This is a genomic window from uncultured Ruminococcus sp. (assembly GCF_937915125.1).
Classification (GTDB): domain Bacteria; phylum Bacillota; class Clostridia; order Oscillospirales; family Ruminococcaceae; genus Ruminococcus_C.
The window spans coordinates 1-26,072 of the sequence record NZ_CALDMP010000023.1; the positions used below are offsets into that span (position 1 = coordinate 1).

Here is a 26,072-nt window from a genome sequence, read left to right on the forward strand (position 1 = left end):
TTGACGAAAAATCTGACGGCGCATCTGACGCACAATCTTTGTGCGGTATTGCCTTATATTTTCTGAGTAAAACAAATCTCGTTTCAAACGTTCCACCGGAACGTTTGAAAAATTTAACTTGATGAAATGGCTTTACAAGGAGGGGCGGTCTTGTTCGCCCCTCCTCGAAAAAGCTGTCGCTTTTTCTCACCACCCTCTCCGTGCGCCGAAAGTACGGCGCAGGGTGTTTCGCCGTCTGCGGACGGCGACCAGGGCTCCTCGCCCTGGACCTCGCCAGCATTTTTGAAAAATTGCTGGATCAAAAAACTTCATTGCCGCCTGCGGCGTGGTGGTTATGCAAAGAAATTATCGCAGATTTTGACAGGATGCCCTTGCATAATTTGCAGGAATCTCCCGAATCGTGGATGTTTATGCGAAAATATCCCGAAAATCCTGGCTTTTTCCGTGAAAACCCAACTTTTTTTCTCTGGCAATCATTTCCCGAATCTGCTACAATAAAACTACAGAGGGAAACGCCCATTGCGAAAGGAAGTTACTATGGCAGGATTTTTAACCTTCACCCGTGAGAAACCCATCAACCGTATTGTCGAAGTGGAAATCAGCGAGATCGTCCCCAATCCCCACCAGCCCCGGACAGAATTCGATCTGGCAGATATCCAGTCGCTGGCAGAGAGTATTATGCAGAACGGCATCCTACAGCCCCTGACCGTCCGCCGGGGAAATGACCGCTATGAACTGATTGCCGGAGAACGCCGTCTCCGTGCGGCAAAGCTGGCAGGAATGCACGCCGTGCCCTGCATTATTCTGGATATCAGTTCCCGAAATTCCGCCATTATGGCACTGGTAGAGAATATCCAGCGGCAGGATCTTTCTTTTTTCGACGAAGCCAGCGCCATTGAAAAACTCATTACATACTACGGCATGACCCAGGAGGATGCTGCTGCAAAACTGGGAAAGGCGCAGAGTACCATTGCCAATAAACTGCGCCTGCTGCGCCTGACAGGGGAGGAACGGGAGGTAATCATGAAATACAACCTCACCGAACGCCACGCCCGGGCACTGCTGCGGCTGGCATCTCCCAGCGAACGTCTGACGGTTCTGGAAAAAGTCGTCAAGCAGAATCTGAACGTGGAGAAAACCGAAGCCGCCGTAGAGGAAATGATCGGTCAGAAAAAGAGCCGGGAAAGCTATAAAAAGCGCAGCAAGGTGTTCCAGAACGTGCGGATCTTCGTGAATACCATCACCAAAGCCGTAGAGACCATGCAGGCTGCCGGCATCAAGGCGGATTCCCAGAAGATCCAGCGGGAGGATTATATCGAATACCGGGTGCGGATCCCTATCGGGGAGAAGAAATAATGTTCAGCAAGGGCAATGTTTCACGTGAAACGCTGCCCTGCTTTTTTTGTTTCACGTGAAACATTTTCTCGCTCTTTTTCCCAAAAAATTTCCCCAAAGCCTTTACAACCGGCAGAAATCATGCTATAATAAAGATAACATTCTCTAGGAATCACTGATTCAATCACGCCTTGCGGCTTGGCACGCATCTTGCTTGCATCTTTTGCGTCATATTTCACAAAAATGCTCGTGAATACACAAAGTATTCACTGCGCTTTTTGTTTCATCTGACGAAAAATCTGATGCAGTTTATGCTTGCAGAGTACAATCTGCGCACCAGATTTAATCAGTGCTTCCTTAAAATTTATGCGCAGAAAGGAAGAAACAGCGTGAGTATGGTGTATGCAGTAGCCAATCAGAAGGGCGGCGTGGGAAAATCCACAACAGTTGTCAACCTGGGCGCATATCTCGGCTCCCGGGGAAAACGAGTGCTCTGCGTGGATATTGACCCTCAGGGCAACACTACCACGGGATTCGGCATCAAGAAAAAGCATCTGAAAGCTTCAGCCTATGAGGTGCTCATCGGAAAAAACAGCATCCAGGAGGCAATCGTGCGAACTGCCTTTGAAAATGTCAGCATCCTGCCGGCACGGAATACCCTTGCGGGTGCAGAGCTGGAGCTGTCCAATATGGACAACCGCATGAACCGCCTGAAAATGCAGCTTCTGACCTGTAAGCTGGATTATGACTACATTCTCATTGACTGTCCGCCGGCGCTGGGCTTGCTCACCATTAATGGATTGGTGGCGGCGGATAAGCTGCTGATCCCCATGCTTGCGGAGTTCTATGCTCTGGAGGGCTTGTCCCAGCTGACCAATACCATTAAGGTGGTGCGGAGCAATTATAATCCTACGCTGGACATCGGCGGCATTCTGTTCGTGATGTTTGACCCCCGGCTGAATGTATCACGACAGGTGGAAGAGGAAGTGGAAAAGTATTTTCCGGGAAAGGTGTTCCAGACGAAAATTCCCCGGAACGTGCGTCTTTCAGAGGCCCCCAGCCACGGCAAACCGGTCATGTATTACGATCGTCTTTCCAAGGGTGCGGAGGCGTATATGCAGCTTGGCATGGAACTTCTGGGAGAGAAGCCGCCGGAGAAAAAGCGGCGGATGCTGGTATTCGGAAAGAAAAGGGAGCGTGAAAGCGAATGACAATTGGCGGATTGGGCAGCGGTCTGGATTTTCTCTATGACGAAAATGCTGCCGATGTGCAGGTAAAAAAAACACTGCGCCTTTCGGAACTGGAGCCGAACCGGGATCAGCCCAGAAAGCAGTTCAGTGAAGAATCTATCCAGACTCTGGCGGATTCCATTCAGCAGTATGGCATGATCCAGCCCATTCTGGTGCGCCCTCTGGGGTTGAATTATCAGATCGTTGCCGGAGAACGCCGCTGGCGTGCAGCCCGGATGCTGGGGCTGGATGAAGTGCCTGTGGTGATCCGGGAGCTGTCCGATGAAGAGACTATGGCGATCGCCCTGATCGAGAATTTGCAGCGGGAAAACCTCAACCCCATGGAAGAGGCAAATGGCTATGACCAGCTTATGAAAAAGTTCAATATGACCCAGGATGAAGTGGCGAAGCATGTGGGAAAATCCCGGAGCGCAGTGGCAAATTCCCTGCGTCTGCTGAAGCTGCCCTTTGGCATCAAGAAGATGGTAGAACAGGGCGATCTGAGCGCCGGACATGCTCGTGCATTGCTGGGAATCCATGATGATGATCTGCTGCTGGATACGGCAGTGAAAGCTTCTCAGGGTAAGCTAACGGTGCGTGCGGTGGAGAAGATCGCCGCCAATGAGGCGAAAATGACTGCACCTCAGCCGCTTATCAAGGAGGATAGCTTCTTTACGGAAATCGAGATCAGCCTGGAAGCACGTCTGGGACGGCGTGTCTCCGTGTCCTATGGAAAAAATAAGGGCACACTGAATCTGGAATTTTACGATAAGGAAGACCTTGCAGCACTGGCGCAGCGGCTAACGAAAGAATGAGTGTTTCACCAAAAGAATCAGTGTTTCACTTTCCAATCAAGGCGGCCCAGGCAAGCTGGTTCAGCTGAGCCCGGCTGGCGCAGGTTCAGGGCTCCTCGCCCTTGACCTCGCCCGCATTTTTGAAAAGCTGTTGGATCAAAAAACTTCATTGCCGCCTGCGGCGATGTGTGTTTTACAGTTATGTTTCACGTGAAACAAATATAAAATGGGAGGATTCTCCCTGAAAATAGGAAGGAAAAGCAACCATGATCGATATCAAATGGATCCGGAATGATCCGGAAAAAGTGAAGGAAAACATTCGCAAAAAGTTCCAGGACGACAAGCTGCCCTTGGTCGATGAAGTGGCAGAACTGGACAAGAAATTCCGTGAGGCAAAGGTACAGGGCGACGAACTGCGCAGCCAGCGGAAAACCATCAGCAAGAAAATCGGCGCACTTATGGGACAGGGCAAAAAGGATGAGGCAGAAGCTGTCAAGGCAGAAGTGGGTGCCATCGGCGAAAAGCTGGAGGAACTGGAAAAGCTGGAAACAGAGCTGTCCGCACGTATCCGGGAAATCATGCTGGTGATCCCGAACTTTATTGACGATTCCGTACCCATCGGCAAGGACGATTCTGAGAATGTGGAAGTACAGCGCTTCGGCGAACCTTTTGTGCCGGAATTCGAAGTGCCCTATCATGTGGACATTATGGAAAAGCTCCACGGCATTGATATTGATGCTGCCCGGAAAACCAGCGGCAACGGCTTCTATTATCTCTGCGGTGACATTGCACGCCTGCATTCTTCCATTCTGGCATATGCCCGTGATTTCATGATCAGCAAGGGCTTTACTTACTATATTCCGCCCTTTATGATTCGCAGCAACGTGGTTACCGGTGTAATGAGCTTTGCGGAAATGGAAGGCATGATGTACAAGATCGAGGGCGAGGATCTCTATCTCATCGGAACCAGCGAGCACTCCATGATCGGCAAGTTCATCGATACCATTGTGCCGGAGGAGGAACTGCCCAAGACCCTGACCAGCTATTCTCCTTGTTTCCGGAAAGAAGTGGGCGCACATGGCATTGAGGAGCGTGGCGTATATCGGATTCACCAGTTCGAAAAGCAGGAGATGATCGTTGTCTGCAAGCCGGAGGAGAGTATGGATTGGTTCCATAAGATGTATGGTTACACCGTAGAATTTTTCCGCAGCATGGATGTTCCGGTGCGCACACTGGAGTGCTGCTCCGGCGATCTGGCTGATCTGAAGGTCAAGAGCATTGACGTAGAAGCATGGTCTCCTCGTCAGAAGAAGTATTTCGAAGTGGGCAGCTGCTCCAACCTGGGAGATGCACAGGCAAGACGTCTGGGCATTCGTGTCAAGGATAAGGACGGCAATAAGTACTTTGCACATACCCTGAATAATACTGTTGTGGCACCGCCGCGTATGCTCATTGCATTTCTGGAGAACAACCTGAACGAGGACGGTTCTATCCGTATTCCCGAGCCGCTCCAGCGCTACATGTTCACCGACTGCATTCGCCCGGAATAAAAATCAGTATTTGTAACACAAGAATACATTCTCTCCCATCTGCAAAAAGATTGCATGGCAAGCTGGTCCAGCTGAGCCCAGCTGGCTCGCCATCTTTAGGGCGAGTTTGCCGATGCCATTTCCGCTGGGCATCGGGCTGGCGCAGGTCCAGGGCTGCGGCGGCGACAAGGGGCTTTGCCCCTTGACCCCACCAGCATTTTTGAAAAATTGCTGGATCAAAAAACTTCATTGCCGCCTGCGGCGTGAGGAGCTGCAGCCTTGTATAAACATAGTTTTCCACATTTTAAACTTCCGCTGTGGAAAATCTGCTGGATTAAAAATATACAAAAACCGCCGAAATCACGTGGATTTCGGCGGTTTTATTTTCTTTGAATTTTTTGACTGTTGAAAAGTGTGGAAAGATGCTTTGTCGAAAATCATCTTAAAACGTCAGAATGAAGCAGATCCAATGCTCATACTCAGATTCCACCTGGATCTTGATCCGATGGGTATCCGCAATGCTCTTTGCAATGGAAAGCCCCAGCCCATAGCCGCCTGTCTGGCGTGCCCGGGAGGAATCGCTCCGGTAAAAACGTTCAAAAATCTTCTCCTTTTCCGCTTCCGTAACACCTTTTCCCGTATTGAAAATCTTCAGAATCTTCTTATCCCGAACCTGCTGGAGCGTCACCCGGATCTCGCCGTGCTCGTCACTGTACTTGATGGCATTGTCAATGAAAATCGCCGCAAGCTGAACAATCTGCTCCATATTTCCCGTATACTGCAAGTCCTCCTGGATATCCATCACCAGCTTTTTCTCCTGTTCAAATGCCTGGCTCTCAAAGGGGAGCGCGGCACTGGAGATAGCCGCACTAAGGGAGAATGCTGCAAACTCCTTCCGTGGATCACCCATTTCCAGTTTGGTCAGATTCATCATATCGCTGACAAGGGTGCGCATGCGTTCCGTCTGTGACTGGATGTAACTGAGCCATTTGTTCGGCCCGATCTCGTCCTGCAAAATTTCTGCATTTGCAGAAATAATGGTCAGCGGTGTTTTCAGCTCATGACCAGCATCGGAGATGAATTCCCGCTGGCGCTCAAAGGTTTCCTGCATAGGGCGCATGGCACGTTTTGTCAGAATCATGGTGAGAAAGAACACCACGCATTCCATCAGGATAAAAACCAGAATACTCACGGAGAGCAGCTTTTTCAGCAGCAATTGATCTGCACTCCGATCGGAAAAAACCACGACAAAACCACCGGTGAAGTCCTTGCGAAAAAATTGCAGACTTTCATATTTTCCGTCGATCGCATTGTTTTCCACCACATAATTCAGAAGCATCTGTCCGTCCTCACGGGAATAGTCATTGGTGCCATCCATGCGGGTGAGATTTCCGCTTTCGTCGGCAAAACAGAGAAAGTGGTCGATGGTGACAGATTTCTCCCTTTTACGCATGGGCAGTCGTTCGTCGTTTTTTTCATCCATGGGCATGGACGCTTCCGTGCCGGAGGAAAGGCGGACGGCACCGGTTCCGTTGGTGAGACGGAGCATTGCCATGGGTGCAATGTTTAATGTATCCTGGACAGCGCCGTACCATGGATATTCCGGGTCGTGGGGCTCATGGGGTTCCCAATCTTCATAGGGATCGTCTGGCTCATCCGGTACATCCGGCTCCTCCGGCCAGGGTCTGGGCGGAATGGTCTGCTCCGGTCTGGTTTGAGGAGGCGGCGCTGTGGCTTGGGGCGTTGTTTCACGTGAAACAGGCCGTGTGGTTGTTGCTGCCGGTTTTGTCTGTACCGGCTGTGTCCCTGGGGCAGAAGAATGGAGTCCGGTCTGGACTGCCTGGGGCGCTTCGGTAACTGCTGCTGTCGTCACCGTTTCTGTCTCTGTGCTGCCAGAGGTTTCCGCAGACGAAGTGACTGCGGCATCCTGGGTATCGCTGGATTGGGGCTCCTGGAATTCCGGCGGCATATCTTCAGGAGGAGCCAGTTCGTTTTCCTGGATGGCAGCTTCACTGACGGCGATCTGCTCCAGGAGATCCTTTGTCTGGTTATAGCTCATGGCTTCTGTGATCACATTGAGTGCCACCAGAGGAACCATAAGCAGTGCCGTCAGCATGGCCATGGTGATGAGAATAAACTGCCGCCGCACACGCCGGATCATGCCTTTTTCTCCAGGAAATAGCCAATGCCCCGTGCCGTCCTGATCTGTACTGTGGACTGAATGGCAGCCAGCTTTTTCCGCAAGAAGGAGATATAGACCTCGATGTTGTTATATTCCACATCGCTTTCATACCCCCAGATTTTTTCGATGAAACGTTCTTTCGGCATGATCTGTCCGGGATTGGACATGAGGATCTCCATGATCTGATATTCCTTGAGACTGAGCTTCATGCTGTTTTCTCCCTGGGTCAGCGCATATGTCTGACGGCTGAGCCGAAGCTCGTCGAAGTGGAGATAATCCACCTCAACTTCGCCCTTGCGCCGGGTGAGAGCACGGATACGTGCCAGGAGTTCGCCGGTGGAAAAGGGCTTTGTGAGATAATCATCTGCACCGCAGTCCAGCCCCTGGATCTTATCTTCCACCTCGGATTTTGCCGTCAGCAGCATAATAGGCGTGGAGTTTTTCTCCTTCCGGAGGATCTGAACCACCTCAATGCCGCTGCGCACCGGCAGCATAATGTCCAGCAAAATGCAATCGTAGATGCCGGTACGGGCATATTCCAGACCATCTTCGCCGTCAAAAACGGCGTCTACATTGTATTTGTTTCGCCTGAGAATTTCTGCGAGGGTATCAGCAAGCTGCACCTCGTCCTCTACTACAAGAATATTCAAGATCATCATCCTTTCTATAATGAAGTGAAAATATCCCATCATCATTGTACTGCATATAAATTGAAATAATCTTAAGGCAATGCAATTTCGTACAGTATACCACATATTTCTGGAAAAATCAAGGCAATTGGCACAATTTGCTTTTAAAAAGGATGCTCATAATGTTAAGGCAATACCGCACAAAGATTGTGCGTCAGATGTACTCTACGAGCATAAACTATGTCAGATTTTTCGTCAGATGAAGCAAAAAGCGCAGTGAATACTTTGTGTATTCACGAGCATTTTTGCGAAATATGACGGAAAATATGCAAGCATATGACGTGCAAAGCCGTCAGGCGCTCTTTGTGCGGTGTTGCCTTAAACCAAAAGTCGATTTACATGGTCAATCAACGGGAGAAGAACCTCAAAGCAATTTCCTCCCCAAAAATCCCTCCCATCCCTTCTGCGTGATTACAATAGGAAAAATGTGTGAAAGAATGGAAAAAAAGCTTGCAAGATATCATGAAATATAGTATAATATAAAATAGCACGTCTGTCTGCAAACAGCAGAAATAACCCGGAAAAGCCGGGGCATATTTCCGCAGTATCCAGAGAGACACTCCCATAGGCTGCGGCAGGATCCTGCCGCACAGGCAACGGTCTGCACAGACTGTCAGAAGAATACGCCCGGGCAGACCAGAGAAAGCGAGGAACATATGTCATTTTTTGATAAGCTGGGAAAAACCATCACAGATACGACCCACACCGTTGTGGAAAAGACAAAATCTTCCACAGACACCATCCGCCTGAACGGTCTCATCAACGATGAGGAGCGCAATATGAATGCCGCATATCTGAACATCGGAAAAAAATATGCGGAGCTTCATGAAAAGGATGCAGAACCGGAATTTCAGGAATACCTGGACGCCATTGCAGCAAGCCAGGAGAAAATTGAGGAATACCGGGAGCAGATCCGGAAAAACAAGCACCTGCTGATCTGCCAGGGCTGCGGTGCAGAGATTCCGGAGACTGTGCTGTTCTGTACCAAGTGCGGCGCAGAAAATCCGGTGGGAAAGCAGCTTGCAGAAGAACGTGCTGCAAAAGAAGCCGCAGAGCGTGCAGCACAGCAGGCAGCTCAGCAGGCGGCACAACAAGCACAACAGGCAGCCCAGCAGGCAGCGGCACAGCAGTCTGCCGGGGGCGTGGAGCTTTGCCAGAACTGCGGAAAGCCCAGAACACCGGGTGCTATGTTCTGTACCGGATGCGGCACACGATTTGTACCGGCACAGACAGAAACAGCAGCAAATCCCATTCCCGCACCGGCAGCAGTGATTCCTGCACCTGCCCCGGCAGAGGAAACAGCTGCACCTACATCTGAGCCGGTAATTCCGACAGCTGTTCCGGCAGAAGAAACAACTGCACCCACAGCTGAGCCGGTAATTCCGACACCTGCCCCGGCAGAGGAAACAGCTGCACCCACAGCTGAGCCGGAAGTTCCGACAGCTGTTCCGGCAGAGGAAACAGCCACACCCACAGCTGAACCGGAAATTCCGGCAGCTGCAGCTGTATCTGCCAGAACCTGTCCTGTCTGTGGAAAAGAAGTGCCGGCGCAGTATAAATTCTGCACCAGCTGCGGCACAAAGATGGACGAAACCGCTGTACCGGCTGAACCTGCTGCTGCACCGGAAAAAGTCTGCCCTGTCTGCGGAAAGACAGTACCTGCCCAGAATAAATTCTGTACCAGTTGCGGCACAAAAGTGGCTGACTGACAAATGATAAAGGAGAATGCATATGAATTGTAAACAATGTGGTTTTGAAGTAGAAGAAGGAAAGAAGTTCTGCCCCAATTGCGGCAATCCTATGGAGGCTGCGGCAGCTGTACCGGAGGCGGCAGTGCCTGAGGCTGTGCCGGAAGCAATGCCGGACGTTGTGCCCGAATCTGTTTCCGTAGATACAGCTGCACCGACACCGGAAGCTGCGCCGTCTCCCATGCCGGGGAATATTCCCACCGGCGCACCCATTCCCAATCCCGGCGCAGTACCGGGCAGCGACACAGGTGCACCCTTCGGCGCAATGCCCGGCGGCGCATCCAATCCCATTCCCGGTGCAATCCCCAACGCCGGTACTTATGACCCCACCATGAACCCCATACCGCCCATGAATCAGCCGCCGAAGAAAAAGAAGAAGATCTGGCCCATTATCCTGCTGATCTGCATTCCCATCCTGCTGATCGTCATCGTTGTTGCCTGTCTGTTCGGCATTGGTTTTTCCATGGGAAAACGGGGCGCTGAGTCTGTGAACGCATACTGGGATGCCTATGTGAACAGCGACGGCGAGGCATTTGCAGAAATGGTGCCGGATGAGTACTGGGATTACATTGCCGACACCTATGATATCACCAAGGAAGAGGCAATTGCCGGCATGAATCTCTATCTGGAAGAAAATGCAGAATTGCTGGGCGGCGGTCTGTCCTATGAATGGTCTCAGACCGGGGTACAGTACGGTATGGGTGACACAGATTCCCTGGATGATGTCCGTGAAGTGACAGATCAGTACGGTCTGAAGATTTCCAGCGGTATCGGCATTGGCATGGATGCAACTGTTAGCGGTGCAACGGATTCTGAGGATCACAGCTTTGCAATGTGGATAGTAAAAATTGACGGCGAGTGGTACAATGTTTCTGCAATGTCCGATTTCGAGATCGTCTGTGATGGCGATTATGCCGCTGCTGCAAAATACCAGGCAGAATACGGCGAGACCATGGAAACATACTGGAATGCACTGCTCCAGTCTGATGCAGCGACAATGTCCACTTTTGTACCGGATACCTGGTGGGACTTCATGGAAGATCAGTACGGCTTCTCCCAAAGTGAAGCAGAGGGATATCTGGAGCAGTATCTGAATGAAATGATTTTGTCGGAATATGACACTACTTCGGAGCTGAGCGCAAAGGTTGTCGTGACAGATACAGAGGATTATGAAGAAAGCGACCTGTCTGATCTGAACGATGGACTGGAGGAATACGGTCTTGCCGGCGATGCAGCAAAAGACATTTATCTGGATCTGACCATTACAAATGCTGGTACAGACAGTGAAGAGTCCAGCTATGTGACCATGACCCACATCGGGGACAGCTGGTATGTCTATGACGTCATGTACTACTATGCAAACGCCTGCTATTACTATGCGGAATAAGGACAGGGCAAAAGGAAAGTGACATTTCTATGACGCTGTGTGCTATGCCAATATGACAGAAAACATGACCTCGCCGAAGGCGGCAATGAAGTTTTTTGGTCCAGCAATTTTTCAAAAATGCTGGCGAGGTCCAGGGCGAGGAGCCCTGGTCGCCGCCCGCAGGCGGCGAAACACCCTGCGCCGTATTCCGGCGCGGGTCGAGGGTGGTGAGAAAAAGCGACAGCTTTTTCGAGGCGGGGCGAACAAGACCGCCCCGCCTTGTAAGACCATCTGATCCAGTGAAATTTTGTAAACGTCCCGGTGGGACGTTTACAACGGATTTTGCTTCTATATCTGGTTCTGTATTATTACAGTAATTGTCATAGCGATTGAAAGTAGAAGTATGCTGAGAGCTTATTCTTAATTGCCATCCACCCCGTGAAAGGAAGATTCAAAAACCATGAAATGTGAACATTGCGGCTATGAAGCCCCGGAGCGTGCAGTGATCTGCCCTGAATGCGGCGAGATCCTGCCCCGGAAACAACAGGACGAAACGGCTCCGGAAAAAACTGCAAGCCAGGAACCGGCGACTTTCTCCATGCCCTTTCTCTCCTCCTCCGGTGGTGAGGAAAAGACTGATGGCATTGCCACCCAGGATCCCAGGGAACGAGAACGCCTGGCGCAGGAAAAACACATCCGCCTGGTGCGACGCATTGTCAGCCTTTGTGTGCTGGCAGTGCTGATCCTGGGCATCGTTCTGTACCAGGTCTTTCTGGGCGGCTATAAGCTGGCGGCATATCGCTATGTCAAAGGCGTGGATCGTGCAAGCGGCAGCATGTATGTGGCGCTGGTGCCCGATGCATTCATGGACCATCTGGAAAACAGCTATGAGACAACACGCCGTGATGTAAAAGAAATGATGCGGGATTATTTTATCAGCTGGAATAAAAATTACGGCACAGAGGGCAGGATGTCCTATGAGATTCTTTCTGCAAAGGAGATCACTGACGCCGATGCACTGTCTGAACTGGAGCAGGAATTGAAAACGTCCTATGGTATTTCCGTGGAAATCAAATCGGCAGTCAAAGCAGAGATCTTCATCAATGACGGGGGAACAAAGGCATCGGAAAACGCCACCTTTGTAAAGATCGGCAGCCGCTGGTGCTGTATGGAGGCAATGGAGGATATCGACTATGTCTGCCAGTATGACGGCTATAATGCCTGGTAACAGCAGGGATGGAGGAGAAGTATGGCAAAAAAAGTGACCAGAGATCAGCATCAGGCGGAGAAGCAGCAGAAAAAAAGCAGCATTATCCGTCTCCTGGCGGGAATCCTTCTGATTCTCGCAGCAGCAGCCCTTGTTCTGGGGGGCATCCTGTATTTTCAAAAGGAAAAGGAGAAGGATGCAGCTGCACCGGATACCTCCGGCTATGAAAAGACCCTGTCTGCCTATTACAGCGCAATTGTCTCCAGTGACGGAAAAACCATGTCCCAGATCATGGCACCCCCGGAATACTGGACGTATTATCTGGAGACCTATGACAAAACGGAAGAGGAAGTCATCGAGAATTTTGCCGAGGGCTGCAATAACACCATGTCAGAGTGGCAGTCGGAATACGGCACCGATGTCAAGGTATCCTACCAGATCGCCGGCATGTCCCAGCAGGGGCAGGAGGGTCTGGACGAATGGAATTCCGATATGAAAGAAATTCTGGGCAATGACGGCGCCGCTGTCTCAGAGGCAGTGACCCTGGAAGTACAGCTGACCTTTACCGGCAGTGCAAAGACCGGCAGCGATGTGGTATATCCTACCCTGGGCAAGATCGGGGAGAAGTGGTATCTCATGTCTGAGGACAGCGAAGAACTGAAAGGCGGCTCCTCGCAAGAATAAAAGAAACGGGTGAACTTTTTTCATGGGTTCACCCGTTTTTTGCTCTTATTTTACGCAGTTTTCTGATCCAGAATATCCTGCAATGTCATGCTGTCCAGATAATTTGTCACTGTCTCATAAAGCCCCTTCCAGACATTTCTGGTGAGACAATCTGTCAACCTGGGACACTCGTCCGCACCAGGCAGAACGCAAGCGACACAAGCGAGGTTTCCCTCTGTGACCCGGAGAATATCACCAACGGTGTACTCCGCCGGCGTTTTTGTGAGGCGATAGCCGCCCTGATATCCCCGGTTGGCTTTCAGCATCCCTGCCTTGTTGAGGGTCGGGACGATCTGTTCCAGGTATTTTTTCGAAACGCCCTGCCGTTCCGCCACGTCCTGAAGAGAAACATATCCGCTGTCTCCCTCATGCTGCGCCAGATCCAGCATAAACCGCAGCGCATATCTTCCCCGGGTAGATATTTTCATAAAATCATCCTTTCCATGGTAATTGCAATTCAAGATAACTGGTTGTATTCTAATTATACCATAGGTTTCGTATGATTTCAAGCCTTTTCCCGACAGTTTTCTATCGAATTTCTAAAAATCAGTGTTGGAATGTTTATAACATCTGTCAAGAAGTTGAAAACTCTGTGGAAAACCATGTACAGTGTCACACAAGAACAGCAAAAAATGTAGGGGCGACCACTGTTCGCCCGTTGGTAAACCCATTCTGATAAGTAAGAGAATCTCGTTGAAAACGTCCCACCGGGACGCTGTCCCTGAACCAGCAGCCTGGGCTGCCTTGATACTGTACAAAAAGCCTCCCCTGAAAGGGGAGGGGAACCATTGCGCAGCAATGGTGGAGGGGTAAAAAATCACTGAAATGTTCCCTCTGTGATCTCTGTGCCCGGATAATAATGCGCCAGAATCTCCTGCCAGCCGGCACCATCCTTTGCCATAGCATTTGCCCCGTACTGGCTCATGCCCACGCCGTGCCCATACCCTCGTGTGGTAAAGGTCAGTTTCTCGTCAGCATATTCCACCGTGAACGCCGCCGACCGCAGATCCAGCAGTTCCCGGAACTCCTGCCCCGTCAGCTCCTGTCTGCCCACTGTCACCGTCAGCACCGTACCGGCTTCGGAAGTATCCCCCAGCTGAACCCACTTTGCCGGGTCATCGTCCCATACGGCATCCGGCAGGATCTTCGACACGATCTCCCGGAACTCGTCCGCCGCCATTTCCTTTGTCTCCAGGTATCGGGGCGCCGTGGTATCCGCACTACTTTCCACCGAGACCAGATAATCCACCCGGCTGCCCCAGACCGTTTCTGCACTTTCCGTAGTACCCGAGGAAATGGAACAGAATGCCGCAATAATGGGCGTTCCTTCATATTCCAGGAGATAGGGGAGCACCTCGTCCACTGCATCACTGATCTTGCTGTAGCAGGAGTCGAAGTTCTCGCCGTAGTACTGCTTCGCCTGATTTTCCGTAAAATATGCCTGATACTGACTGCTGTCGTTGGAGAAATCCGCACCGTACAGCGCCGGTGTGGGATCGTTCTGCTCCAGCAGATGCTGCCGTTCTGCATAGGTGTGTGCAGCCACTGCCTGGGCTTTGAGGGCTTCTGACTCAAAGGTTGCCGGCATTTCCGCACAGACTGCGCCGATGAGATATTCCCGCACAGAAATTTCCTCCACCTTGCCGCTGGTAATGTCCAGCATGGCATAGCTGCTGCAAAGTTCTGTTTCCGCTGTGGGGAGATCCGTTTCCGATTCCTCTGTGGAGATCTGGGTTGTCTCCGTGGCAGTGCCCAGATTTGCCGCCCGGGGTGTCTGTCCCAGAAGCTGGGTGGGAATCGCCGTAATGAGGAATAAAAATCCGGTAAAACCGCCTAAGATCATCAGATATTTTTTCATTTTCGCCACGCTCTTTCTTTTCTTTTGCAGTTGCTTCAAAATGATTGACAGATGCGTCCTTTTCGTGTATAATAAAAGGTATAGTTTGAGAGGGGAGGGGCATTCCTGCTGCACTTTATCGCCGCAGGCGGCAATGAAGTTTTTTGGTCCAGCAATTTTTCAAAAATGCTGGCGAGGTCCAGGGCGAGGAGCCCTGGTCGCCGCCCGCAGGCGGCGAAACACCCTGCGCCGTATTCCGGCGCGGGTCGAGGGTGGTGAGAAAAAGCGACAGCTTTTTCGAGGCGGGGCGAACAAGACCGCCCCGCCTTGTGAAACCATTCCAACGACATAACCCTTGTAAACGTCCCAGTGGGACGTTTACAACAAAACACCCACCCCCATCCAAACACACAGAAAAGCAATTGAGAAACCAAAACAAGGAGGTAATCGTTATGACACCGCAGCTGATATACAACCAAAGCATTGAAGATTCGGATATTCAAAATTTATGCAAGGATCTGGTGGAGTATTCCCAGATCGGCTCCAACTATTATGAACGATTCGATGTCAAGCGCGGTCTGCGAAACGCAGACGGTTCCGGCGTAATTGCCGGGATCACCCGGATCTGTAATGTACACGGTTATGTGATGAATGAGGGCGAACGCCAGCCCATTCCCGGCCAGCTGATCTACCGGGGCTATGATATCAACGACCTGATCGAAAATGCAGAGCGGGAGGATCGCTATGTATTCGAAGAAGTTGCCTATCTGCTGTTGTTCGGCAGGCTGCCGGACGGTGCCGATCTGGAGCGCATGACACGTTCTCTGGGGATGCGCCGTGAGCTGCCGCCGGGATTTCTGGTGGATTCGATCATGCAATCTCCTTCTAACAATATCATGAATAAGCTCGCCCGGAGCATTCTCTCCCTCTATTCCTACTCGGATATCACAGAGAATACTACGCTGGAGGACGAGATGACCATTGCCCTGGATCTGATCGCAAAGATGCCCATTCTTATGGACGGCGCATATCAGGCGAAGCGGCATAAATACGACAATGCAAGCCTCATTATGCATCCCCTGCGGCCGGAGGAAAATACAGCCCAATCCATTCTGTCCCTGATCCGGAATGACCGTTCCTACACCAAGGCAGAGGCACAACTGCTGGATACCCTGCTGGCACTGCACGCTGACCACGGCGGCGGTAATAACTCCACCTTTGCCTGCCGTGTGGCAACTTCTTCCGGCACCGATCCCTTTGCTGCGTACACTTCGGCGATCAATTCCCTGAAGGGTCCTCGTCACGGCGGCGCCAATATCAAGGTGATCCAGATGCTGGACGATATCAAAGCCCATGTAAAGCACTGGGATAACGAGGGCGAAGTGGCAGACTATCTCACCAAGATCCTCCGCAAGGAGGCAAACGACGGCTCCGGTCTCGTCTATGGTATGGGTCATGCCGTATACACCCTGTCCGATCCCCGTGCGGTAATTCTGAAGCGCAAGGCAATGGCACTTGCGGCAGGGAAGGAGATCGAACGGGAATTCCAGCTGCTGGATCTCATCGAGACCCTGACGCCGGAACTCATGAAGTCCGTGCGCGGTATCGACAAGGCAGTCTGTGCCAATGTGGATATGTATTCCGGTCTGGTGTACCGGATGCTGGGGATCCCGGACGAACTGTTCACGCCCTTGTTTGCCACAGCACGTATGGTGGGCTGGGCTGCCCACCGGATGGAGGAGATCCTCACCGGAAAGCGTATCATTCGTCCGGCATACAAGGCGATTGCGAAACCAAAGGAGTATGTACCCTTATGCGATCGGGACAAGTAAGATTGCGTCCGCATTTCCCGGGCGGAAAAGTTCAAAACGTCGGAATGCGGCGGCGGCTGATGCTGCCAGCCGCATTTTGCCTGTTCTGCTGTCTGACCATGACAGGCTGTACCCTGGGAGGATCGGTGGATTCTCTTCTGAAACCGCCCAGCCTCAGCGAGGAACAGCAGCAGATCTATGTGGCATTGCAGAATGCCGTGGGGAGTGCCATTACCCTGCAATATCCCAGAGCCGGCACAAATCTCTCTGCCTTTACCGTAGCCGATCTGGATGCAGACGGCGAGGACGAGGCGCTGGTGTTCTATAAGAAAACCAGTCTTGCTGCGGCGGAAAACGGACTGCGCCTGAGTATCCTCGACCAGGTGGAAGAGGCGTGGATGTCCGTCTGTGACCGTCCCGCAGACGGGGCAGAGGTGGAACGCATTGTGATCTCTCCCATGGGAGACAACGCCCAGAACCAGATCTTCATCGGCTATAGCGGCGTGGATCAGTCGGATAAGTCTCTCACGGTCTATCACTACAGCGAGAATGCCCTGGAACAGATGTTCACCACGGCATATACCATGTTCGATGTGGCAGATCTGGACAGCGACAGCTGCCAGGAACTGCTGGTGCTGGGGAAAGCATCGGATAGTTCGACATCTTCCGCAGCGGTGTACCGTCTGCAAAAAGATGCCATTGCCGACAGCGGAAAGCTGGAGCTGCGTGCCGGCTTCACGGATTTCAGCCAGGTTATCTACGGCATGCTGCCGGATGGACAGACGGGCATTTATATTGACGGTGCCACAAGTCCGTCCTCTCTTCAGACGGAGATACTCACCATGGGAGAGGGTACTCTCTCCTATGTGCTGCCCGATGCTGATACTGCGGCACAGACGGCACGCTCTGTGGGCTATCTTTCCATGGATGTGGACGGAAACGGCACTGTGGAAATTCCCGTGCAGGAGCCATTTCCCGGCTATAGCAGCGATTCCTCCGAGCAGGTGCGCATGACACGGTGGCTGGGTGTCTCCGGCACATCCCTGACGGAACAGGCGAGGGGCTATTTCAGTCTCAATGACGGTTGTATGTTCTTTCTGCCGCTGGAATGGTACGGCACCGTGACGGCAGTCACAGACGCACTCACAGGAGACATCGTGTTCTGCTGCTATGACGGCGAGATCAACGATCATATGACCGAACTGCTGCGCTATGGCGTCGCACAGTCAGAGGAGGAACAGGAAGAACGGGAGTCGGACGGCTACCAGCTGCTCCACACCCGGGGCAAGGCTGCCTATTATATGCGCACTGCTGAGACCGGGGATGCTCTGGCACTGTCCTGGCAGGAACTGATGGTGCAGTTTCTATTTTTAAGTTAGATGTAGCATATTACCCCTCAGTCAGTGCTTCGCACTGCCAGATTCCCTTTCAGGGGAGCCTGAAATTGCCTCCCCTGAAAGGGGAGGGAGACCATTGCACAGCAATGGTGGAGGGGTTGTACGTGAAATACCCCCAATCAATCCCGGATCCAGACGATCCGGACAACAAAAAGAAAGGAGACATTACGTCATGAAACGGATTCTGGTTTGCGAAGACGAGGATGTCATTCGTGACTTTGTGGTGATCAATCTGAAGCGTGCCGGCTATGACGTCTGCGATGTCGGCTGCGGCGAGGATGCACTGCGTGTATTTGAAGAGGAGCACGGCAATTTTGATATTGTCCTGCTGGATATTATGATGCCCGGCATCGACGGATTTACCGTCTGCAAAAAGCTCCGGGAAAAAAGCTCTACCATCGGCATTATCATGCTCACTGCCCGCACCCAGGAAATGGACAAGGTCAGCGGCCTCATGTTCGGGGCAGACGACTATATCACAAAGCCCTTTTCGCCCTCGGAGCTGACCGCCCGTGTGGACGCCATTTACCGCCGTGTCTGCATGAGCTTCATCAAGGACGAACAATCTCCCATTATCGAAAGCGGCCCCTTTACCCTGAATCTGAAAAGCCGTACCGTCACCAAAAACGGAGAACTCATTGACCTGACCCAGGTGGAATATCAGATCATGGAGTATTTCCTGAACAATCAGAACACGGCATTGGATCGTGCCAGCATCCTGAACCACATCTGGGGCGACGGCTATTTCGGAGACGACAAGATCGTGGACGTAAACATCCGCCGCATCCGCATGAAGATCGAAGAAGAACCCAGCAAGCCCCACTACATCACTACCATCTGGGGATATGGATATAAATGGAATGACAAATAAACGCAGAAAACGAAAAACCACACCGGTGCGGGGGACGATCACACGCCGGTGGGTCATGAATAACCTGGGGCTGATCACCCTGGTGCTGCTGGTGCTGGAATTCGCATTTATCTATGCCATCCAGAGCTATTACTACGGCGCATCCCAGCAGTATCTGAACACCAAGATCAGCTCTGTCACCGGCGTGCTGAGCCGTTATTCCCAGGATGCGGACATGAATTTCTCCACGGAAATGCGCAGCACCATCGAGAACTTTTCCGATAAGGACAAGATGGAACTCATGGCGATCAACGCCCGTGGAAGAGTGGTGCTCACCTCATCGGGCTTCACCCCGGCAGACGGGGCGGCAATGCCCGACTATGAGGATGCCATGGAAGGCGGCGACGGCTACTGGATCGGAAAGCTGGGGGACGAAACCATTATGGCAGTTTCCGTGGATATTTCCGACCTGAGCACGGAATACAACGCCATCCGTGTGGTGACTTCTCTGGAGCAGGTGCAGGCGACCCTGCGCACCTATATCATCGGCGTTACGGTCATCTGTATGGGTGTGCTCCTGCTGCTGGTGGTGACGGGTGTGTATTTCATCCGCTCCATTGTGCGTCCTATCAAACAGATCAACGCCACCACAAGGAAATTCGCAAAGGGCGATTTCTCTGTGCGCATCGACAGCAGCAGCAACGATGAGATCGGGGATCTCTGCGTGTCCATCAACCAGATGGCGGATGAGCTTTCCAATACGGAGAACATGAAAAACGAGTTTATCTCCTCCGTTTCCCACGAGCTGCGGACGCCTCTGACTGCCATCAAGGGATGGGCGGAGACCATGTGTATGGAAGCCGACCCGGATACGGTGCAGCGTGGAGTGCATGTCATTGTCAACGAGACTGAGCGTCTATCGGAAATGGTAGAGGAACTGCTGGACTTTTCCCGGATGCAGAGCGGACGGTTTTCGCTCCAGTGCGCCACCATGGATGTGCTGGCGGAACTGGGAGACGCTGTGCTGATCTACACGGAAAAGGCGAACCGGGAGAACATCCGCATTATCTACCAGGAGCCGGAAATGCTCCCCTTTGTCTATGGGGACAAGAATCGCATCCGCCAGGTGTTCATCAATGTCATAGACAACGCCATCAAATACTCCAATCCCGGCAGCACCATTACGGTGAGCGCCGAGGAGGTGGGGAATATGATACAGGTGACCATTACAGACAACGGTGTGGGCATCAGCGCAGCCGATTTGCCCCGTGTCAAGACGAAGTTTTTCAAGGCGAATCACACCCGCCGGGGATCGGGCATCGGACTTGCGGTGGCAGATGAGATCATCACCATGCACGGCGGCAGACTGGATATCACCAGCGAACTGAACGTAGGCACAAACGTGACCATCACGCTACCCATCGAGAATCATAGGAAGAATGCATAAAAACCCCTCCACCATTGCTGTGCAATGGTTCCCCTCCCCTTTCAGGGGAGGCTTAATGCAACTGGTCAAGGCAGCCCAGGCTGCTGGTCCATCTGAGCACAGCTGGCGAGGTTCAGGGCGACCAATGGTCGCCCCTACATCAATACATACTGCATATGGTCACATTGTAAAATCAGAAAGGAATACCAAATGGCAAAACAACCCAGAGAAAACCCCAAGCATATGACAAAGATCGGCGGACAGGCGCTGATCGAGGGGATCATGATGAAAGGCGCGGATACAGGCGCTATGGCGTGCCGTCTGCCCAACGGCGAGATCGACGTGGAGACATGGGAGGAGAACAACGGCAAACATATGCCCTGGTACCGGAAGTGTCCCCTTGTGCGTGGCAGCTTTAACTTTGTGCTGTCCATGAAGGACGGCTATCGCTGTCTCACAAAGTCGGCGGAAAAGCAGATGCCCGAGGACGGCGAGGAAGAAGAGGAAGAAATGAGCCGCTTTGAACAGTGGCTGGAGGACAAGCTGGGGGACAAGCTCTTCGGCATCATCATGACCATCGGCATGATCATCGGCATTGCCCTTGCTGTGGGTCTCTTTGTCTTTCTGCCGAAATTCCTCATCGGTCAGCTCATTGCCCATACGCCCATTCCCGATGACAGCCGCTTTGTGCGCTCTCTGCTGGAGGGCATCATCAAGATCGCCATCTTCCTGGCATACATGGCGTGCACCGGGCTTATGAAAGATATCCGCCGCACCTATGAATACCACGGCGCAGAGCATAAGACCATTGCCTGCTATGAAGCCGGGGAAGAGCTGACGGTGGAAAACGTCAAGAAACACACCCGATTCCACCCTCGCTGCGGCACAAGCTTTATCTTTATTACCCTGATCGTCAGTATTCTGGTCATGTGTATTGTGCCTGTGTACCAGACCCTGCCCCGTGTGATTATCAGCATCCTGCTGCTGCCTTTGGTGGTAGGCATTTCCTATGAATTCATCCGCATTGCCGGACGGAGCAATAATTGGCTGACCCGTGCCCTTTCCTGGCCGGGACTGCAGATCCAGCGCATCACTACAAGAGAACCGGACGCATCCCAGATCGAATGCGCCATTGCCGCATTGAAGCCTTGCATTCCTGATGATATGGAGGACGACAAGTGGTAATGACCCCTGCACAGGCACGGCGGTTCACCCAGCAGCAGCTGGAAGAGGCTGGTCTGGAATCCGCACGATTCGAGAGCCGGGTGTTAGTAGAAACCGTGCTTGGCATATCCGGCAGCGCCGGGCTTCTCCCGGAAACGCCCCTGACCGAAGCCCAGGCGGAACATCTGGCGCAGCTGACAAAACGCCGCTGTGCTCATGAGCCGCTGCAATATCTCTGCGGCAACTGGGAATTTTTCGGGCTGGAATTCGCTGTGGGAGAGGGTGTACTGATTCCACGGCAGGATACGGAGACTCTGGTGGAAACCGTGCTGGAACTGCGCCGCAGTGCGGAAGGAACGCATTTGCTGGACTTGTGCAGCGGTTCGGGCTGTATTCCGGCAGCCATCGCAGCCCATCTGGAACATGTCACGGGAGATGCCGTGGAACTGTCGGAGCAGGCACTGCCCTATTTGCGGCAGAATCTGCGCCGTCATGCGCCCCAGATTCGTATCCATGCCGGGGATGCATTGCAGCCTCCGGCGATACTGGCAGGGGAGCAATATGATGTTATTACCTGTAATCCGCCTTATCTGACGGAGGAGGACATGGCACAGATCCAGCCGGAAGTGACCTTTGAGCCGGAGACGGCATTGCTGGGCGGTAAGGATGGGCTGGCATTTTACCGGAACCTGACCCCGATCTGGAAGGCATATCTGAAAAAAGACGGCTGGCTGGTCTATGAGACTGGCATGGGACAGGGGCAAGCAGTGCAAGAGATGTTAGAACAGGCAGGATTCTGCCAGTGCCGGATCATTTCCGATCTGGCAGGCATTGACAGGGTAGTCATCGGAAAAAAGCAGTAACCAAAAACCCCGATACATACGCTGCCGCCCACAAAAAGGCAGCCCGAACTGCTGGTCCAGCTGAGCACAGCTGGCGAGGTCCAGGGCGAGTAGCCCTGGCAGGGTCCAGGGAAGGCGTCCCTGGTCGCCGTCCGCAGACGGCGAAACACCCTGCGCCACGCTTTGGCGCACGGAGAGGGTGGTGAGAAAAAGCGACAGCTTTTTCGAGGAGGGGCGAACAAGACCGCCCCTCCTTGTGAAACCATCTGATTCAGTAAAATTTTGCAAACGTCCCGGTGGGACGTTTGCAACGCAGTCAAGAATACAGTCCATACTGCAACAATGAAAAGTTAATTTCGTTGAAAACGTTCCACCGGAACGTTTTCAAAATTCCGCTTTATGAAAAGGGTTTACAAGGGGGAAGCGGTCTTGTACGCTTCCCCCTCGAAAAGCTGTCGCTTTTCTCACCCCTTTTCTCCGCGGCGCAAAAGGATGCGCCGGGGTATTTCGCCGCCTGCGGGCGGCGACCAGGGCTCCTCGCCCTGGACCTCGCCAGCATTTTTGAAAAATTGCTGGATCAAAAAACTTCATTGCCAAGCAACCTTTTTGAAGGTGGGTAAGAAATATTCTTTATGATATGGCGTATGAAAAAGCCAGTTAAAATATTACAAAATAGAAAGGAACCATTATGGCAAAAGCAGATCTGAAGAAAAAAGTTGTCATTAACATGCCGGAAACTGAGGAGGAAAAGAAAAAAGCCCTCCAGAGTGCCATTGCCCATATCACCAAAACCTACGGCACCGGTGCCATCATGCGGCTGGGCGAAAACAAGACCAACCTAAATGTAGAAGCCATTCCCACCGGTTCCATGATGCTGGATCTGGCGCTGGGGATCGGCGGCGTGCCCAGAGGCCGTATCGTTGAACTCTATGGCCCGGAAAGCTCCGGTAAAACCACCGTGGCACTGCATATTATTGCCGAAGCACAGAAACTGGGCGGCGAAGTTGCCTTTATTGACGTAGAACATGCCCTGGATCCTCTGTATGCCGAAGCACTGGGTGTCAATATCGACAACCTGCTGGTATCCCAGCCGGACAGCGGCGAACAGGCGCTGGAAATTGCCGAAGCACTGGTGCGCTCCGGTGCCATTGATGTGCTGGTCGTGGACTCCGTTGCCGCATTGACCACCAAGGCGGAAATTGACGGCGAAATGGGCGACAGCCACGTGGGACAGCTGGCACGCCTGATGTCCCAGGCCATGCGCAAACTCACTGCCGTGATCTCCAAATCCCACTGCGTGGCGATCTTCATTAACCAGGTACGTGAAAAAATCGGTACCATGTATGGCAACCCGGAGACCACACCCGGTGGCCGTGCTCTGAAATTCTATGCCTCTGTCCGCATGGAAGTGCGCCGGGGTGAACCCATCAAAGAAGGCGCAAACCAGATCGGCAACCGCACCAAGGTGAAGATCAGCAAAAACAAAGTAGCGCCGCCTTTCCGGGAATGTGAATTTGACATCCTGTACGGCAAGGGTATCTCCCGCACCGGCGAAGTGGTGGACGTGGCAACAGAACTGGGCGTTATCAAAAAAGGCGGCTCCTGGTACAGCTACGGCGATCAGAAGCTGGGGCAGGGCAGAGAAAATGTCAAGAAGCTCTTTGAGGAAAATCCCGAGCTGATGAAGGAAATCGAGGGCAAGATCATGGAACAGAAAGAAGCCCTCGCAGAAGCTGCCAAGAAGAAAAAGAAGAAGTCCAAGCTGGAAGAAGCAGCGGCAAAGGCTGCCGAAGCAGACGGCGATTTCGATGGTACTGCCGAGGATGGCGCACCGGAAACAGAGGGCGCATTCGAGACAGTGGACACCAGCGAAAACCTGGAAGTCAGCGCAGAGGATGACTTCGAGGAATTCGATCCCACCTAATCTGCCATGCGTATCACTACCCTGGGTTCCCATAAGGGGAACACCTGGAAACTGGAACTGGACGATTCCGGGGAACTGTATTTTCTGCACGTGTCCATTGTCCAGCGGTTTCAGCTGCGGCAGGATATGGAGCTGACGCAGGCAGAATGGGAGAAGGTGCAGCAGGCAGAGCTTGCCCGGAAAGCCTATCAGTACGCCTGCTATCTGCTGGACAGCCGGGGCTATAGCTATCAGGAAATGTTCCATAAGCTGGAGCCCAAATATCCCGAAGCCGTCTGTTATGCCACGGTGAACCGTCTGGCGAAATACGGTCAGATCAATGACCGGGTCTATGCGGAACAGACAGCCCATCATTATATCGAAGTAAAACATTTCGGATTCTACCGTGCCCGACAGGAAATGCGCCGCCGGGGGCTTCTGGATGCCCAGATCGACGAGGCACTGGAACCCTATGGGGAACGGACAGAGGAAATCCTCATGGAACTGATCTGCCGGAAATACCGGAAATATTTTCTCGACCCCGACGACCGCAGGACAGTGGAAAAGGGCAAGGCGGCACTGGTGCGCCAAGGGTATGGGTTCCACCAGATCAACGCCGCCGTGCGTACATTCTTCGAGGAAGTTTCTATGAATGAGGAATGAGGATGTGTCTGTAGGGGCGGATATTATCCGCCCGCTGTAAACAACATTCCATTACGATAACACCAAAAACCCCTCAGTCAGTGCTTCGCACTGCCAGCTCCCCTTTCAGGGGAGCCAGAATAAAGCCTCCTCTGAAAGGGGAGGGGCATCATAAACCCAAAACGTATCAATACCGACAGAAGGGAAAACGTTATGAAGAATCGACAGCGTATCATGAGAGCATGTGTCATGGCTGCGGTTTTTGTGCTGGGCGGTGCGTGCTCTAAAATCGAGACGCCGAAACATGCCATTTCCAGACAGACGGAAGCGGCAGTGATGGCGGCAGCTCCGGCGGAAACCGGCACAGCTGCATTTACCCCAGCCCTCACAACCACAACCATACCCACGACCACAACAACATCCGCAACGACCACGATTACCACAACAACCACAACTACCACAACGACTGTCCCGGTGACCATGCCAGCTCCGTCAGTTCCTGCCGGGAGTGCGGACATTGACCCGTCTCTGCCCATGGTCGCCCTGACCTTCGATGACGGCCCCGGCGGTTATACCAACGACATCCTGGATGCCTTGGAAGCCAACAGCGCCCGTGCCACGTTTTTTGTCATCGGCAGGAACATCAGCGACGAAACTGCTCTGGTCATGGAGCGTGCAGTCTCCATGGGCTGTGAGATCGGGAATCATACCTATGACCATTCCGATCTGACAAAGGATACGCCGGAACAGTTCCAGACAGCGGTGCAGCAGGGGAATGACCGCATTTATGCCGCTGTGGGGTATTATCCTCGCTGGCTCCGACCGCCCTACGGCGCTTTTGATGACAATGTACAGCGCCATGTGGGCATGGGTCTGGCATACTGGTCTGTGGATACCAAGGACTGGAAAACACGGGATACGGCTGCCACAGTCACAGCCGTTTTGCAGACAGTGGAGGACGGGGATGTGATCCTCATGCACGATATTTACCCGGAAACCGCAGCGGCAGCGGCACAGATCGTGCCGTCTCTGGTGCAGCAGGGCTATCAGCTTGTGACCCTGAGCGAACTGACGGATGCCCGGGGACTGGATGTGGAAAACGGCATGGTGGTCTTTTCCATGCATCCCGACAACCCCAGATATAAGGTTGCACCTTATGCGGAATGAGGAATGATGGTATCGCCTGGGGCGATGGATCTGTAGGGGCGGATATTATCCGCCCGCTGTAAACACCATTCCATTACGATAACACCAAAAACCCCTCAGTCAGTGCTTCGCACTGCCAGCTCCCCTTTCAGGGGAGCCAGAATAGAGTCTCCCTTTGAAAGGGGAGGGATAACACATAAGGCAACACCGCACAAAGAGCGCCTGACGGCTTTGCACGTCATATGCTTGCAT

24 protein-coding genes are annotated in these 26,072 nt (G+C 52.5%); 18 read left to right on the top strand and 6 right to left on the bottom strand.

Annotation, left to right across the window (positions count from 1 at the left end):
- Positions 1-537 precede the first annotated feature (537 nt).
- A complete protein-coding gene (locus Q0418_RS02490; protein WP_298481962.1) occupies positions 538-1,356 on the top strand; it encodes a ParB/RepB/Spo0J family partition protein in 819 nt (272 codons plus the stop codon).
- A gap of 20 nt (positions 1,357-1,376) precedes the next feature.
- On the opposite strand, the gene Q0418_RS02495 is transcribed toward Q0418_RS02490, so the two are convergent.
- Positions 1,377-1,574 (bottom strand): hypothetical protein, encoded by a 198-nt coding sequence (locus tag Q0418_RS02495; protein WP_298481963.1) that lies wholly within the window; start codon positions 1,572-1,574, stop codon positions 1,377-1,379.
- Between the two features lie 150 nt (positions 1,575-1,724).
- Here Q0418_RS02495 and Q0418_RS02500 point away from each other — a divergent pair, with 150 nt between their 5' ends.
- The 3 genes from Q0418_RS02500 (at position 1,725) to serS (ending at position 4,908) form a co-directional block, all read left to right on the top strand.
- Positions 1,725-2,546 (top strand): ParA family protein, encoded by an 822-nt coding sequence (locus Q0418_RS02500; RefSeq protein WP_298481964.1) that lies wholly within the window; start codon positions 1,725-1,727, stop codon positions 2,544-2,546.
- Positions 2,543-3,379, top strand: coding sequence for a ParB/RepB/Spo0J family partition protein (locus Q0418_RS02505; RefSeq protein ID WP_298481965.1), 837 nt, complete (start codon positions 2,543-2,545; stop codon positions 3,377-3,379). Before Q0418_RS02500 ends, Q0418_RS02505 begins: the two co-directional genes overlap by 4 nt.
- 245 nt (positions 3,380-3,624) lie before the next feature.
- Positions 3,625-4,908, top strand: coding sequence for a serine--tRNA ligase (gene serS / locus Q0418_RS02510; protein WP_298481966.1), 1,284 nt, complete (start codon positions 3,625-3,627; stop codon positions 4,906-4,908).
- On the opposite strand, the gene Q0418_RS02515 is transcribed toward serS, so the two are convergent.
- The 3 genes from Q0418_RS02515 to Q0418_RS02525 all read right to left on the bottom strand — a co-directional run bounded on the left by Q0418_RS02515 (position 4,883) and on the right by Q0418_RS02525 (position 7,725).
- Positions 4,883-5,188 carry a hypothetical protein gene (locus Q0418_RS02515; RefSeq protein ID WP_298481967.1) on the bottom strand — a complete coding sequence of 102 codons (306 nt, stop codon included), beginning with the start codon at positions 5,186-5,188 and terminating at the stop codon, positions 4,883-4,885. The genes serS and Q0418_RS02515 overlap by 26 nt on opposite strands.
- 141 nt (positions 5,189-5,329) lie before the next feature.
- Positions 5,330-7,048 (bottom strand): ATP-binding protein, encoded by a 1,719-nt coding sequence (locus Q0418_RS02520; RefSeq protein WP_298481968.1) that lies wholly within the window; start codon positions 7,046-7,048, stop codon positions 5,330-5,332.
- On the bottom strand, positions 7,045-7,725 hold the full coding sequence (locus Q0418_RS02525; protein ID WP_317336794.1) for a response regulator transcription factor: 681 nt from the start codon (positions 7,723-7,725) through the stop codon (positions 7,045-7,047). The genes Q0418_RS02520 and Q0418_RS02525 overlap by 4 nt, the downstream gene beginning before the upstream one ends.
- Before the next feature lie 689 nt (positions 7,726-8,414).
- Here Q0418_RS02525 and Q0418_RS02530 point away from each other — a divergent pair.
- The 4 genes from Q0418_RS02530 (at position 8,415) to Q0418_RS02545 (ending at position 12,763) form a co-directional block, all read left to right on the top strand.
- Positions 8,415-9,467, top strand: a complete 1,053-nt coding sequence (locus Q0418_RS02530; RefSeq protein WP_298481970.1) for a zinc ribbon domain-containing protein — start codon at positions 8,415-8,417, stop codon at positions 9,465-9,467.
- A gap of 22 nt (positions 9,468-9,489) precedes the next feature.
- Complete coding sequence (locus Q0418_RS02535) at positions 9,490-10,893, top strand: zinc-ribbon domain-containing protein (RefSeq protein WP_298481971.1); 1,404 nt, start codon at positions 9,490-9,492, stop codon at positions 10,891-10,893.
- Between the two features lie 439 nt (positions 10,894-11,332).
- On the top strand, positions 11,333-12,100 hold the full coding sequence (locus Q0418_RS02540) for a hypothetical protein (protein ID WP_298481972.1): 768 nt from the start codon (positions 11,333-11,335) through the stop codon (positions 12,098-12,100).
- A gap of 21 nt (positions 12,101-12,121) precedes the next feature.
- Positions 12,122-12,763 carry a hypothetical protein gene (locus Q0418_RS02545; protein ID WP_298481973.1) on the top strand — a complete coding sequence of 214 codons (642 nt, stop codon included), beginning with the start codon at positions 12,122-12,124 and terminating at the stop codon, positions 12,761-12,763.
- A gap of 50 nt (positions 12,764-12,813) precedes the next feature.
- Here the strand turns inward: Q0418_RS02545 and Q0418_RS02550 are convergent, their stop codons facing one another.
- Positions 12,814-13,230, bottom strand: a complete 417-nt coding sequence (locus Q0418_RS02550) for an Rrf2 family transcriptional regulator (RefSeq protein ID WP_298481974.1) — start codon at positions 13,228-13,230, stop codon at positions 12,814-12,816.
- Between the two features lie 389 nt (positions 13,231-13,619).
- Positions 13,620-14,660, bottom strand: a complete 1,041-nt coding sequence (gene spoIID, locus Q0418_RS02555; protein WP_298481975.1) for a stage II sporulation protein D — start codon at positions 14,658-14,660, stop codon at positions 13,620-13,622.
- A gap of 431 nt (positions 14,661-15,091) precedes the next feature.
- Between spoIID and Q0418_RS02560 the strand changes: the two genes are divergently transcribed.
- The 10 genes from Q0418_RS02560 to Q0418_RS02605 all read left to right on the top strand — a co-directional run bounded on the left by Q0418_RS02560 (position 15,092) and on the right by Q0418_RS02605 (position 25,841).
- The gene (locus tag Q0418_RS02560; protein WP_298481976.1) at positions 15,092-16,471 is read left to right on the top strand and encodes a citrate synthase; all 1,380 of its coding nucleotides are present in this window, start codon (positions 15,092-15,094) and stop codon (positions 16,469-16,471) included.
- Between the two features lie 59 nt (positions 16,472-16,530).
- Positions 16,531-17,829 (top strand): hypothetical protein, encoded by a 1,299-nt coding sequence (locus Q0418_RS02565; RefSeq protein ID WP_298481977.1) that lies wholly within the window; start codon positions 16,531-16,533, stop codon positions 17,827-17,829.
- Between the two features lie 190 nt (positions 17,830-18,019).
- Positions 18,020-18,718 (top strand): response regulator transcription factor, encoded by a 699-nt coding sequence (locus Q0418_RS02570; protein WP_298481978.1) that lies wholly within the window; start codon positions 18,020-18,022, stop codon positions 18,716-18,718.
- The gene (locus Q0418_RS02575; protein WP_298481979.1) at positions 18,708-20,144 is read left to right on the top strand and encodes a HAMP domain-containing sensor histidine kinase; all 1,437 of its coding nucleotides are present in this window, start codon (positions 18,708-18,710) and stop codon (positions 20,142-20,144) included. Before Q0418_RS02570 ends, Q0418_RS02575 begins: the two co-directional genes overlap by 11 nt.
- Positions 20,145-20,333: 189 nt before the next feature.
- A complete protein-coding gene (locus Q0418_RS02580; protein ID WP_298481980.1) occupies positions 20,334-21,308 on the top strand; it encodes a DUF1385 domain-containing protein in 975 nt (324 codons plus the stop codon).
- On the top strand, positions 21,308-22,150 hold the full coding sequence (gene prmC, locus Q0418_RS02585) for a peptide chain release factor N(5)-glutamine methyltransferase (RefSeq protein ID WP_298481985.1): 843 nt from the start codon (positions 21,308-21,310) through the stop codon (positions 22,148-22,150). The genes Q0418_RS02580 and prmC overlap by 1 nt, the downstream gene beginning before the upstream one ends.
- A gap of 284 nt (positions 22,151-22,434) precedes the next feature.
- Positions 22,435-22,749 carry a hypothetical protein gene (locus Q0418_RS02590; RefSeq protein ID WP_298481981.1) on the top strand — a complete coding sequence of 105 codons (315 nt, stop codon included), beginning with the start codon at positions 22,435-22,437 and terminating at the stop codon, positions 22,747-22,749.
- Positions 22,750-22,817: 68 nt separating this feature from the next.
- Positions 22,818-24,053 carry a recombinase RecA gene (recA, locus tag Q0418_RS02595; RefSeq protein ID WP_298481982.1) on the top strand — a complete coding sequence of 412 codons (1,236 nt, stop codon included), beginning with the start codon at positions 22,818-22,820 and terminating at the stop codon, positions 24,051-24,053.
- A 6-nt stretch (positions 24,054-24,059) separates the two neighbouring features.
- Complete coding sequence (locus Q0418_RS02600; RefSeq protein WP_298481983.1) at positions 24,060-24,695, top strand: regulatory protein RecX; 636 nt, start codon at positions 24,060-24,062, stop codon at positions 24,693-24,695.
- A gap of 192 nt (positions 24,696-24,887) precedes the next feature.
- Positions 24,888-25,841 (top strand): polysaccharide deacetylase family protein, encoded by a 954-nt coding sequence (locus Q0418_RS02605; RefSeq protein ID WP_298481984.1) that lies wholly within the window; start codon positions 24,888-24,890, stop codon positions 25,839-25,841.
- The last annotated feature ends 231 nt before the right edge of the window (positions 25,842-26,072 follow it).

Bases quoted from the DNA above. Each gene is read 5' to 3' on its own strand.
- Q0418_RS02580 (WP_298481980.1), top strand. From the start codon at position 20,334: ATGGCAAAACAACCCAGAGAAAACCCCAAGCATATGACAAAGATCGGC.
- prmC (WP_298481985.1), top strand. From the start codon at position 21,308: ATGACCCCTGCACAGGCACGGCGGTTCACCCAGCAGCAGCTGGAAGAG.
- Q0418_RS02545 (WP_298481973.1), top strand. From the start codon at position 12,122: ATGGCAAAAAAAGTGACCAGAGATCAGCATCAGGCGGAGAAGCAGCAG.
- serS (WP_298481966.1), top strand. From the start codon at position 3,625: ATGATCGATATCAAATGGATCCGGAATGATCCGGAAAAAGTGAAGGAA.
- recA (WP_298481982.1), top strand. From the start codon at position 22,818: ATGGCAAAAGCAGATCTGAAGAAAAAAGTTGTCATTAACATGCCGGAA.
- spoIID (WP_298481975.1), bottom strand. From the start codon at position 14,660: ATGAAAAAATATCTGATGATCTTAGGCGGTTTTACCGGATTTTTATTC.
- Q0418_RS02520 (WP_298481968.1), bottom strand. From the start codon at position 7,048: ATGATCCGGCGTGTGCGGCGGCAGTTTATTCTCATCACCATGGCCATG.
- Q0418_RS02605 (WP_298481984.1), top strand. From the start codon at position 24,888: ATGAAGAATCGACAGCGTATCATGAGAGCATGTGTCATGGCTGCGGTT.
- Q0418_RS02490 (WP_298481962.1), top strand. From the start codon at position 538: ATGGCAGGATTTTTAACCTTCACCCGTGAGAAACCCATCAACCGTATT.
- Q0418_RS02535 (WP_298481971.1), top strand. From the start codon at position 9,490: ATGAATTGTAAACAATGTGGTTTTGAAGTAGAAGAAGGAAAGAAGTTC.
- Q0418_RS02550 (WP_298481974.1), bottom strand. From the start codon at position 13,230: ATGAAAATATCTACCCGGGGAAGATATGCGCTGCGGTTTATGCTGGAT.
- Q0418_RS02525 (WP_317336794.1), bottom strand. From the start codon at position 7,725: ATGATCTTGAATATTCTTGTAGTAGAGGACGAGGTGCAGCTTGCTGAT.
- Q0418_RS02600 (WP_298481983.1), top strand. From the start codon at position 24,060: ATGCGTATCACTACCCTGGGTTCCCATAAGGGGAACACCTGGAAACTG.
- Q0418_RS02540 (WP_298481972.1), top strand. From the start codon at position 11,333: ATGAAATGTGAACATTGCGGCTATGAAGCCCCGGAGCGTGCAGTGATC.
- Q0418_RS02565 (WP_298481977.1), top strand. From the start codon at position 16,531: ATGCTGCCAGCCGCATTTTGCCTGTTCTGCTGTCTGACCATGACAGGC.
- Q0418_RS02570 (WP_298481978.1), top strand. From the start codon at position 18,020: ATGAAACGGATTCTGGTTTGCGAAGACGAGGATGTCATTCGTGACTTT.
- Q0418_RS02505 (WP_298481965.1), top strand. From the start codon at position 2,543: ATGACAATTGGCGGATTGGGCAGCGGTCTGGATTTTCTCTATGACGAA.
- Q0418_RS02560 (WP_298481976.1), top strand. From the start codon at position 15,092: ATGACACCGCAGCTGATATACAACCAAAGCATTGAAGATTCGGATATT.
- Q0418_RS02575 (WP_298481979.1), top strand. From the start codon at position 18,708: ATGACAAATAAACGCAGAAAACGAAAAACCACACCGGTGCGGGGGACG.
- Q0418_RS02530 (WP_298481970.1), top strand. From the start codon at position 8,415: ATGTCATTTTTTGATAAGCTGGGAAAAACCATCACAGATACGACCCAC.